The sequence below is a fragment of the Streptomyces sp. UW30 genome (assembly GCF_008042075.1).
Classification (GTDB): domain Bacteria; phylum Actinomycetota; class Actinomycetes; order Streptomycetales; family Streptomycetaceae; genus Streptomyces.
In genome coordinates this window covers 129,933-140,163 of the sequence record NZ_RDBN01000021.1, presented here as the reverse complement: position 1 = coordinate 140,163, position 10,231 = coordinate 129,933, and the positions used below count along the sequence as shown (strand labels likewise).

10 protein-coding genes are annotated in these 10,231 nt (G+C 70.4%); 5 read left to right on the top strand and 5 right to left on the bottom strand.

All coding sequences use genetic code 11. The features are described from left to right. Window positions 1–357: 357 nt before the first annotated feature. Both EAO75_RS10935 and EAO75_RS10930 read left to right on the top strand, forming a co-directional pair. Window positions 358–1,227: an NUDIX hydrolase gene (locus EAO75_RS10935; protein ID WP_147994862.1), complete on the top strand. Its 870-nt coding sequence runs from the start codon at window positions 358–360 to the stop codon at window positions 1,225–1,227. 49 nt (window positions 1,228–1,276) lie between these two features. Continuing rightward, window positions 1,277–2,107, top strand: coding sequence for an MBL fold metallo-hydrolase (locus EAO75_RS10930; RefSeq protein WP_147994861.1), 831 nt, complete (start codon window positions 1,277–1,279; stop codon window positions 2,105–2,107). A gap of 38 nt (window positions 2,108–2,145) precedes the next feature. Here EAO75_RS10930 and EAO75_RS10925 read toward each other — a convergent pair whose 3' ends face one another. The 3 genes from EAO75_RS10925 to EAO75_RS10915 form a co-directional block, all read right to left on the bottom strand. Further along, complete coding sequence (locus tag EAO75_RS10925) at window positions 2,146–2,967, bottom strand: nucleotidyltransferase domain-containing protein (protein WP_147994860.1); 822 nt, start codon at window positions 2,965–2,967, stop codon at window positions 2,146–2,148. 164 nt (window positions 2,968–3,131) lie between these two features. Then, complete coding sequence (locus EAO75_RS10920) at window positions 3,132–3,599, bottom strand: RidA family protein (protein ID WP_147994859.1); 468 nt, start codon at window positions 3,597–3,599, stop codon at window positions 3,132–3,134. Further along, the gene (locus EAO75_RS10915) at window positions 3,596–3,757 is read right to left on the bottom strand and encodes a DUF4177 domain-containing protein (protein ID WP_003975360.1); all 162 of its coding nucleotides are present in this window, start codon (window positions 3,755–3,757) and stop codon (window positions 3,596–3,598) included. Before EAO75_RS10915 ends, EAO75_RS10920 begins: the two co-directional genes overlap by 4 nt. A gap of 106 nt (window positions 3,758–3,863) precedes the next feature. On the opposite strand from EAO75_RS10915, the gene EAO75_RS10910 reads away from it, so the two are divergent. Both EAO75_RS10910 and EAO75_RS10905 read left to right on the top strand, forming a co-directional pair. After that, window positions 3,864–4,841 (top strand): ArsA family ATPase, encoded by a 978-nt coding sequence (locus EAO75_RS10910; protein WP_147994858.1) that lies wholly within the window; start codon window positions 3,864–3,866, stop codon window positions 4,839–4,841. Between the two features lie 73 nt (window positions 4,842–4,914). Next, window positions 4,915–6,297 carry an ArsA family ATPase gene (locus EAO75_RS10905; protein WP_147994857.1) on the top strand — a complete coding sequence of 461 codons (1,383 nt, stop codon included), beginning with the start codon at window positions 4,915–4,917 and terminating at the stop codon, window positions 6,295–6,297. A gap of 78 nt (window positions 6,298–6,375) precedes the next feature. Here EAO75_RS10905 and wblA read toward each other — a convergent pair whose 3' ends face one another. Next, the gene (wblA, locus tag EAO75_RS10900; protein WP_187284387.1) at window positions 6,376–6,714 is read right to left on the bottom strand and encodes a transcriptional regulator WblA; all 339 of its coding nucleotides are present in this window, start codon (window positions 6,712–6,714) and stop codon (window positions 6,376–6,378) included. A gap of 526 nt (window positions 6,715–7,240) precedes the next feature. On the opposite strand from wblA, the gene EAO75_RS10890 reads away from it, so the two are divergent. After that, complete coding sequence (locus EAO75_RS10890; RefSeq protein WP_147994856.1) at window positions 7,241–9,547, top strand: transglycosylase domain-containing protein; 2,307 nt, start codon at window positions 7,241–7,243, stop codon at window positions 9,545–9,547. Between the two features lie 119 nt (window positions 9,548–9,666). Here the strand turns inward: EAO75_RS10890 and EAO75_RS10885 are convergent, their stop codons facing one another. Further along, entirely contained in the window at window positions 9,667–10,131 is a 465-nt protein-coding gene (locus tag EAO75_RS10885) for a GatB/YqeY domain-containing protein (RefSeq protein ID WP_147994855.1), read from the bottom strand. Window positions 10,132–10,231: the final 100 nt, after the last annotated feature.

The window sequence follows — 10,231 nt, the reverse complement described above, 5'->3', positions numbered from 1 at the left end:
TGCCCGTTTGCCATGGGCGGAGGCTATCTCTTGGTGGGCGGATGTTCGAGGGGGTGCCTGGGGGATGCCTGCGGCGGCCCGTTGCTGCCCGGTGGGGGTGCGGGTAGCGCCTCACGGTTGTCTTGTGGGTCGGGGACGCGTCGGGGGGTGTCCGTCCTCGGTCCGGCGGTTGCTGTGCCTCAGTGGGGTGCTGTTTCTTGACGCCGGCCGCTGCGGGCGGACACCCCCCGACGCGTCCCCGACCCACAAGACAACCGTGAGGCGCTACCCGCACCCCCACCGGGCAGCAACGGGCCGCCGCAGGCATCCCCCAGGCACCCCCTCGAACATCCGCCCACCAAGAGATAGCCTCCGCCCATGGCAAACGGGCAGTGGTACCCACCGGAGTGGCCGGACCGCATCCGCGCGCTCGCGGAAGGCAGTCTCACCCCCGTCGCCCCGAAACGGGCGGCCACCGTCATGCTGCTCAGGGACACCGACACCGGCGGCCCCGCCGTGCACATGCTGCGTCGCCGTAGCTCCATGGCCTTCGCCGGCGGCGCCTACGCCTACCCCGGCGGCGGCGTCGACCCCCGCGACGAACAGCAGATCCGCTGGGCCGGCCCCACGCGCGCGTGGTGGGCAGACCGGCTCGGTGTCGAGGAGGCCGTCGCCCAGGCGATCGTCTGCGCCGCCGTGCGGGAGACGTACGAGGAAGCCGGCGTTCTGCTCGCCGGCCCCACGGATGACTCCGTCGTCGGCGACACCACAGGCGACGACTGGGAAACCGACCGCGCCGCCCTCGTCGCCCGCGACGTCTCCTTCGCCGAGTTCCTCGACCGCCGCGGCCTGGCTCTCCGCTCCGACCTCCTCGGCGCCTGGACCCGCTGGATCACCCCGGAATTCGAACCCCGCCGCTACGACACGTGGTTCTTCGTCGCCGCGCTCCCGGAGGGCCAGCGCACCCGCAACGCCTCCACGGAAGCCGACCGTACGGTGTGGATCCGCCCCACGGACGCCGCCGCCTCGTACGACAAGGGCGAGCTGCTGATGATGCCGCCGACCATCGCGACATTGCGCCAGCTGACCGCGTACGACAGCGCCGCCCAGGCCCTGTCCGCCGCCCCCGACCGCGACCTCACCGCCGTCCTGGCGCAGGCCCGCCTGGAGGAGGGCGAGATCGTGCTGGCCTGGCCCGGCCACGACGAGTTCACCAAGCACATCCCGACCGGCGGAGCCCCCGCATGACGTTGCCCGAGGTTCCCGCAGTACCGACAGCCCTGGAAGGCCCCCACGTATGACGGACGCAGCAGCCCTCCCCGGCCAGCCGCGAGGCGAGGTCCTCTCCGGTCCCGCCACCGCCCGTGCCGTCAACGTCCTCGCCCCCAACGCCTCGGCGATGACCCTGGACGGCACCAACACCTGGCTGCTCTCCGAACCGGACTCCGACCTGGCCGTCGTGATCGACCCCGGCCCACTCGACGACGGCCACCTGCGCAACGTCATCGCCACGGCCGAGAAGTCCGGCAAACGCGTCGGCCTGACCCTGCTCACCCACGGCCACCCGGACCACGCCGAGGGCGCCGCCCGCTTCGCCGAACTGACCGGCACACGCGTGCGTGCCCTCGACCCGGCGCTACGGCTCGGCGACGAGGGCCTCGGCGCAGGGGACGTGGTCACCCTCGGCGGCCTGGAGCTGCACGTCGTACCGACGCCCGGGCACACCGCCGACTCCCTCTGCTTCCACCTCCCGGCCGACCGTGCCGTCCTGACCGGCGACACGATCCTGGGCCGCGGCACGACGGTGGTCGCACACCCCGACGGCCGCCTCGGCGACTACCTGGACTCGCTACGACGGCTCAGGTCCCTCACGGTCGACGACGGCGTGCACACCGTCCTCCCGGGCCACGGGCCGGTCCTGGAGGACGCCCAGGGCGCGGTCGAGTTCTACCTCGCCCACCGCGCCCACCGCCTCGCCCAGATCGAGACGGCGGTCGAGGACGGCTACGGCACTCCGGCGGAGGTCGTCGCCCACGTGTACGCGGACGTCGACCGCTCCCTGTGGCCGGCGGCCGAGCTGTCGGTACGGGCGCAGATGGACTACCTGGAGGAGCACGGGCTCATCTAGCCGCGCTCCTGGCTGCTCCTGGCCGCTTCTGGCCGCGCTCAGTCGGGCCTGGGGGCTTTCACGCCGTGCACGCGCGCGTACTCCTGCGCCAGCCACGGCCCGAGATCATCGACGTACGACCGAAGAACACCCTCGTCCCCCGTCGGCTCAAACCCGAGCTCCGCCGTCGCCTTCATCTGCTCCGCCCGCGCGGGGTAGTAGGACCCGAAGGCCTCCGCCATCTCCCCCAGGTCGCTGGTCCACCCGCCCCACCGGGGCATGACCAGCGTGAACCCCGTCCGCACCAGACGCCGGGACATGAACCGCACGAGCGGCCGCCGGGCTTCGTCGCTCTCGCCCGCGTCGGCGATCCGCGCGCGCCAGCGGGGCAGCAGCAGCCCGAGGTCGCCGTTCGTCTCGCGCGCGAGCAGCGAGTCGGGCCGGTAGCGCGGCAGGAACTCGGCGAGGTCCTCGCCCAGAAGGGGCGTACAGAGGCAGGCGACGAACCACCCGCCGTCGTACCTCTCCAGGTCACTCAGCAGCCGCCCGCGGCTGCTCAGCAGCGTCCCCGCGCCGTCGATCTGCGCGAACTCCTTGTCCAGCGCTTCGTCGAGCACACGCGCGTCCACCCGGTCCGCCTCGGTCGGCTCCTCGCGCAGGGCGACCAGGAGATCCAGGTCGCTGCGCCCCACGCGCGCGGTGCCGCGCGGAATCGACCCGTAGAGGTAGGCGCTGTGCAGCCGTGCCCCGAACACGTCCAGCAGACGGTCCCGCGCGGCCGCGACGACGGACCGGAACGCGTGCGGGACCCGCCCGAGGGACCCTTCGGGCGCGATGTACCCCTGGGCGTCGAGCCCTCTGCCTGGAACGGTTTCGGCCATGGGGCCACTGTGCCCTGCCGAAAGACCGACGACGGCCCATTTACGGCCCCGCCCGGCGATGTTCAGCCTGCCCGGGCATCCCGGACAGGCTGCTGCAAAACCGGCACGACCGGCACGACCGGACGACCGGCGCGACCGGCGCGACCGGCACAACCGCCGAAGGCCTACGCCCCCGTCAGCTCCACCTGAACCTCGACCTCGACCGGCGCATCGAGCGGCAGCACGGCCACGCCCACCGCGCTGCGCGCGTGGACGCCCTTTTCGCCGAGGACCTCCGCCAGGAGCTCGCTCGCACCGTTGATCACGCCCGGCTGCCCCGTGAAGTCGGACGCCGACGCCACGAACCCCACGACCTTCACCACGCGCGCGATGCGGTCCAGGTCACCCGCCACCGACTTCACGGCCGCGAGGGCGTTCAGCGCGCAGATACGGGCGAGGTCCTTGGCCTCCTCGGCGGTGACCTCCGCGCCCACCTTGCCGGTGACCGGGAGCTTGCCCTCCACCATGGGCAGCTGGCCGGCGGTGTACACGTACACGCCCGACTGGACCGCCGGCTGGTACGCGGCGAGCGGCGGCACGACCTCCGGGAGCCTCAGGCCCAGCTCGGCGAGCTTCGCCTCGACCGCGCTCACGCCTGCTTCTCCCGCTTCAGGTAGGCCACGAGCTGCTCGGGGTTGTTCGGCCCGGGCACGACCTGGACGAGCTCCCAGCCGTCCTCGCCCCAGGTGTCCAGAATCTGCTTCGTGGCGTGGACGAGCAGCGGCACGGTTGCGTATTCCCACTTGGTCATGTGGCCGACTTTATCCGTTGTCGGCGAAGGGCCGAGCGGCCGACCTCGCTCAGGTTGTCCACAGGCTGCCGCGTGACTGGCGGACCGACTGGTTAGGCTCGAAGACGTGAGCAGGCTCCAGGTCGTCAGTGGCAAGGGCGGGACCGGTAAGACCACGGTCGCCGCCGCGCTCGCGCTCGCCCTCGCGACGGAGGGGAAGCGGACGCTTCTCGTCGAGGTCGAGGGCAGGCAGGGCATCGCGCAGCTCTTCGAGACAGAGGCGCTGCCCTATGAGGAGCGGAAGATCGCCGTCGCTCCCGGGGGCGGGGAGGTGTACGCCCTCGCCATAGACCCCGAACTGGCCCTTCTGGACTACCTCCAGATGTTCTACAAGATGGGCGGTGCCGGCCGGGCCCTGAAGAAGCTCGGCGCGATCGACTTCGCCACCACCGTCGCGCCGGGGCTGAGAGACGTACTTCTCACCGGCAAGGCGTGCGAGGCGGTGCGGCGCAAGGACAAGGCCGGGCGGTTCATCTACGACTGTGTCGTCATGGACGCGCCTCCCACCGGCCGCATCACCCGCTTCCTGAACGTCAACGACGAGGTCGCGGGGCTCGCCAGGATCGGGCCGATACACAATCAGGCGCAGGCAGTGATGCGGGTGCTGAAGTCGGCGGAGACGGCTGTGCATCTGGTCACGCTGCTGGAGGAGATGCCCGTTCAGGAGACCGCGGACGGGATCGCCGAGCTGCGGGCGGCGCGGCTGCCGGTGGGGCGGATCATCGTGAACATGGTGCGCCCGGAGGTGTTGGACGCGGCCGATCTGGAACTCGTCCGCAGCGTCCCGCGCGCGGCCGTCGCCAAGTCGCTGTCCTTGGCGGGGCTGGGCGGGGCGCGGCGCGGCGGGAACGCCGAGAAACTGGTGGACCCGCTGCTGACGCAGGCCGACGAGTACGCCGAGCGGCACGCGCTGGAGCAGGAGCAGCGGGCGGTCCTGGACGAGTTGGGGCTGCCGGTGCACGAACTGCCGCTCCTCGCCGAGGGCATGGATCTGGCCGGCCTGTACGCACTCTCGCGCGAGCTGCGGGAACAGGACCTGTCATGAGTCCGTTCACAAGTCGGGAGCCGTACGCGGAACGTCAGCAGCCGTACGCGGTACGTCGGAAGCAGGGGATGTCATGAGTCGTCCGGAACCGGCCCAGACACAGGACGCCGCCCGCCGGCCCCACCACCTCTCCGCCGCGCGCGTGCTCGACCTCGACCCGCTGCTCGACGACCCGAAGACCCGCATCGTGGTGTGCTGCGGTTCGGGCGGCGTCGGCAAGACCACGACCGCGGCGGCGCTGGGGCTGCGGGCCGCCGAGCGCGGACGCAAGGTGGTCGTGCTCACCATCGACCCGGCCCGCCGGCTCGCCCAGTCCATGGGCATCGACTCGCTGGACAACACCCCGCGCCGGGTGAAGGGCGTCGAGGGCGCGGGCGAGCTGCACGCGATGATGCTCGACATGAAGCGCACGTTCGACGAGATCGTCGAGGCGCACGCGGACCCCGATCGGGCGGCCGCGATCCTGGGCAACCCGTTCTACCAGTCGCTCTCCGCGGGCTTCGCGGGCACGCAGGAGTACATGGCGATGGAGAAGCTGGGCCAGCTGCGGGCCAGGGACGAGTGGGATCTCATCGTCGTGGACACCCCGCCGTCCCGCTCCGCGCTGGACTTCCTGGACGCGCCCAAGAGGCTCGGCTCGTTCCTGGACGGCAAGCTGATCCGCGTCCTGCTGGCGCCGGCGAAGGTCGGCGGGCGCGCGGGAATGAAGTTCCTGAACGTCGGCATGTCGATGATGACGGGCGCGCTCGGCAAGCTGCTCGGCGGGCAGCTGCTGAAGGACGTACAGACCTTCGTGGCGGCCATGGACTCCATGTTCGGCGGCTTCCGCACGCGCGCGGACGCGACGTACAAGCTGCTGCAGGCGCCCGGGACGGCGTTCCTGGTCGTGGCGGCGCCGGAGCGGGACGCGCTGCGGGAGGCCGCCTACTTCGTGGAGCGGCTGGCCGCCGAGGACATGCCGCTCGCGGGTCTGGTGCTCAACCGGGTCCACGGCAGCGGCGCCGACCGGCTGTCGGCCGAGCGCGCGCTCGCCGCCGCGGAAAATCTTGAAGAGCCCCGCATTGTGGATCAGGAGGGCGGGAAAGCTGGACTTCGTAACTCCCCCGACACGTACGACAGTTCAGAATCAGCCGCTTCCGAGGCACCGGCTCCAGACGCAGGCTCCCCCGCCGCCACGGACGTCGACCCGGACTCCGTCGACCCACCGTCCGTCACTCCGCATGTGGAGCGGTCCGTCGACCAGCTCACCGCAGGCCTGTTGAGGCTGCATGCCGAGCGTATGCAGTTGCTCTCCCGTGAGCAGCGCACGCGTGACCGCTTCACCACGCTCCACCCCGAGGTGGCGGTGGCCGAAGTGGCCGCGCTGCCCGGCGATGTGCATGACCTCGCGGGGCTGCGGGACATCGGAAACCGGCTCGCGGCCCATCGGCCGGAGCTGCCTTCTCCCGAGGCCTGAACAGCGCGATCGGTTCCCTGAGGGGCCCTCCTGGGCCGCTGCGCCACCCGAGGTGAGACCTCGTGGCTCGTGGCGCCCTCAGCCCACCGCCGCGAAGTTCTCGTACACCTCGTCATCGTCGAGCGGCAACAGGCCCGCCCCACGCTCGTACTCCGTGCGCGCCGTCTCCAGCAGCCGGCGCCACGAGGTGACCGTCGGCCGCCTGCGCAGCAACGCGCGGCGCTCGCGCTCCGTCATTCCTCCCCACACGCCGAACTCGACGCGGTTGTCGAGCGCGTCCGCCAGGCACTCCGTGCGCACCGGGCATCCGGTGCACACCGCCTTGGCCCTGTTCTGCGCTGCTCCCTGTACGAACAGTTCATCCGGATCGGTAGTGCGGCAGGCCGCCTGCGCACTCCAGTCGACTACCCAGCCCATACCGGCGCCGTCCTCTCCCGAATCGAGGCTCCCCCACGGCGGCAGCGGCATATTCACCGCCGCCAGTTGAGGACGTTACGGAAGGTGGGCACAGCACAACACCCCCTTCGGGCCCAATCTTGAATGGCCCGAACGGACTATGCGTAAGCGGCAGATCACCCGGGGGAGTGAGCTGGCGACATGCGTGACTTTCCCGGCAAAGCGGGACAGTTCTGTTGAGTCACAACGGACGCCGGATGACACACAAGGCGGATTCGGACACGTCCCCACCAAAAAAGTGGGCTACCGCCAGAACGATTCGGGGTCGCCGGACGTATTGATACGTGGCCGCACTGCTGTGACAGTTGAGAGCAGCTTAGGCCAAGGCCTGCGCCCCTGTCCGGCAAATGCGAAGGCAGACGGCCGGCCCTGCCGTGCCGCGGTTCACGCCGGCCCGCCCGTGCGCACGGCGTGACTCACGTCTCCGTACCGGGCTCGCGCACGATCGGCCCTCGGTTCGCTCATGTCTACGGTTTAGGCTGCCCCCATGCCAAAGAACCGCTCGGGCGGTGGTCTGTCGCCGACGCAGCAGGCCGCCAAGTTCCTCGGTGTCAGTGTGCTCGCGGGAGCCGTGCTGGCCGGACTCGCGCTGCCCGCCGTCGGTGCGCTGGGGCTCGCGGCCAAGGGATCCGTCGAGAGCTTCGACGAGCTCCCGGCCAACCTCAAGACGCCTCCGCTGAGCCAGCGCACCACGATCCTGGACGCCGAGGGCGGCACGATCGCCACGGTCTACTCGCGCGACCGCACGGTCGTCGACCTCAAGGACATCTCGCCGTACATACAGAAGGCGATCGTCGCGATCGAGGACGCCCGCTTCTACCAGCACGGCGCGGTCGACCTGAAGGGCGTCCTGCGCGCCCTCAACCGCAACGCCCAGAGCGGCGGCGTCAGCGAAGGCGCGTCCACGCTCACGCAGCAGTACGTGAAGAACGTCTTCGTGGAGGAGGCCGGCGACGACCCGACGAAGGTCGCGCAGGCCACCCAGCAGACCCTCGGCCGCAAGATCAAGGAGCTGAAGTACGCGATCCAGGTGGAGGAGGAGCTCGGCAAGAAGAAGATCCTCGAGAACTACCTGAACATCACGTTCTTCGGCCAGCAGGCGTACGGCGTCGAGGCCGCGGCCCAGCGCTACTTCTCCAAGTCCGCCAAGGACCTCAAGCTCCAGGACGCCGCGCTGCTCGCCGGCATCGTCCAGTCGCCCAGCCGCTACGACCCGGTCAACGACGAGGCCGAGGCCACCAAGCGGCGCAACACCGTCCTGCAGCGCATGGCCGACATCGGCGACGTCTCGCAGGCGGAGGCGGACAAGGCCAAGAAGGCTCCGCTGGGCCTGAAGGTCAGCAAGCCCAACAACGGCTGCATCACCGCGGTCAAGGGCGCCAGCTTCTTCTGCAAGTACGTCGAGAAGGTCTTCCTCAGCGAACCGGTCTTCGGCAAGAACCGCGAGGCCCGCGCCAAGATCTGGAACCAGGGCGGCCTGACCATCACGACGACCCTGGACCCGCAGTCCCAGGAGTCGGTCCAGGCCTCGCTCAAGGACCACGTCAACCAGGACGACAAGGTCGCCGCCGCGACCACCCTCGTCGAGCCCGGCACCGGCAAGATCCTCGGCATGGGCCAGTCGAAGCCGTACGGCTACGGCAAGAACGAGACCGAGTACAACTACTCGGTCGACGCCAAGTACGGCGGCTCCAACTTCGGCTTCCCGACCGGTTCGACGTTCAAGCCGTTCGTCGCGGCGGCCGCGCTGGAGGAGGGCCGGCCGCCGACGCAGGAGTACCCGTCGCCGTACCAGATGGAGTACCCGAGCCCGGTCCAGACGTGCGAGAGCAAGCCGTGGACCAACCTGCAGGGCGAGAAGCTGGAGAACGAGAGCGAGTCGGAGCGCGGCCCCTACCGTCTGAAGAAGGCGATGGAGCTGTCGGTCAACACCTACTTCGTGCAGATGGTCTCCGACATCGGCCTGTGCCCGGTGGTCAACGTCACCGACAAGCTCCACGTCCGCCAGGGCAACGGCGACAAGCTCCCGGAGACGCCCGCCGTCACCCTCGGCTCCGTCGGCCTCTCGCCGCTGACGATGGCGAGCGCGTACGCCGCCTTCGCCTCCCGCGGCATGTACTGCACGCCGATCGCCATCGAGTCGATCTCGCAGAAGGTCGGCGGCCAGCAGAAGTCGCTGGAGGTGCCGAAGTCGACGTGCTCGCGCGCGATGTCCGAGCAGACCGCGGACACCATCAACAACCTGCTGCAGGGCGTGGTCGACTCCGGTACCGGCAAGTCGGCCGGCCTCACCGACCGCGACAGCGCCGGTAAGACGGGTACGACGGACGAGCGCCGCAACGCCTGGTTCGTCGGCTACACGCCGAACCTCGCGGGCGCCGTCTGGGTCGGCAGCGCCACCCAGAAGGTGAAGATGCGCAACATCTACATCGGCGGCGAGTACCACGACCTGGTCTACGGCGGCCGGGTCCCGGGCCCGATCTGGAAGGACGCCATGGTCGGCGCCCTCGACGGCAAGCCCGTCGAGGAGTTCAACGAGATCCACATCCCGGACGACGAGGACCGTGACAAGGGCCGGGGTGACGACGACGGTGGCGACAACGGCAACGGCGACGGCAACAACGGCGACGACAACCTCATCGGCGGCCTGATCGGCGGCGGGAACAACGGCGGCGGCAACGGCGGCAACGGCGGCTCGGACGGCGGGACGACGGAACCGACACCGACGTTCTCGATCCCGGAGGGCTGGTGGCAGGGCCAGACGAACGGGAACGGCACCGGCGGGCGCGGCTGAGGCGGCGGCCCGAGCGGCCATAGGTTCTGCGGACGGCGACGGCCCCTACCTCCCCTTCCTTCAGGGGGTAGGGGCCGTCGTCGTACCGAGTCCTACCGAGTCGTGCGGGGCTGCGTGCCTCAGCCGGCCAGCAGCTTCTTGACGGCCGCGGCCACCCGGCCACCCTCGGCAAGGCCCGCGACCTTCGGGTTCACGATCTTCATCACGGCGCCCATGGCCCGCGGGCCCTCGGCGCCGGCCGCCTTGGCCTCCTCGACGGCCTGGACGACGATGTCGTTCAGCTCGTCGTCGCTGAGCTGCTTCGGCAGGTACGTGGCGAGCAGCTCGCCCTCCGCCTTCTCCCGCTCGGCGCTCTCGGCCCGGCCACCCTGCGCGAAGGCGTCGGCCGCCTCCCGGCGCTTCTTCGCCTCCTTGGTGATCACCTTCAGCACCTCGTCGTCGGAGAGCTCGCGCTTCTCCTTGCCCGCGACCTCCTCCTTGGTGATCGCGGAGAGCGTCAGCCGGAGCGTCGAGGAGCGGAGCTCGTCGCGCTCCTTGATCGCGGCGTTGAGGTCTTCCTGCAGCTTCGACTTGAGCGTGGTCATGGGCCCGATTGTCGCAGGTGTGGGGAGCGGAACGCCCGTTGATTTCAAGGGGCGTGCGGGAAGGACGCCGTAGCGGAGGCGGCCGGGGACCGTCGGGAGC

Bases quoted from the DNA above. Each gene is read 5' to 3' on its own strand.
- EAO75_RS10935 (WP_147994862.1), top strand. From the start codon at position 358: ATGGCAAACGGGCAGTGGTACCCACCGGAGTGGCCGGACCGCATCCGC.
- EAO75_RS10885 (WP_147994855.1), bottom strand. From the start codon at position 10,131: ATGACCACGCTCAAGTCGAAGCTGCAGGAAGACCTCAACGCCGCGATC.
- EAO75_RS10930 (WP_147994861.1), top strand. From the start codon at position 1,277: ATGACGGACGCAGCAGCCCTCCCCGGCCAGCCGCGAGGCGAGGTCCTC.
- EAO75_RS10925 (WP_147994860.1), bottom strand. From the start codon at position 2,967: ATGGCCGAAACCGTTCCAGGCAGAGGGCTCGACGCCCAGGGGTACATC.
- EAO75_RS10915 (WP_003975360.1), bottom strand. From the start codon at position 3,757: ATGACCAAGTGGGAATACGCAACCGTGCCGCTGCTCGTCCACGCCACG.
- EAO75_RS10890 (WP_147994856.1), top strand. From the start codon at position 7,241: ATGCCAAAGAACCGCTCGGGCGGTGGTCTGTCGCCGACGCAGCAGGCC.
- wblA (WP_187284387.1), bottom strand. From the start codon at position 6,714: ATGGGCTGGGTAGTCGACTGGAGTGCGCAGGCGGCCTGCCGCACTACC.
- EAO75_RS10905 (WP_147994857.1), top strand. From the start codon at position 4,915: ATGAGTCGTCCGGAACCGGCCCAGACACAGGACGCCGCCCGCCGGCCC.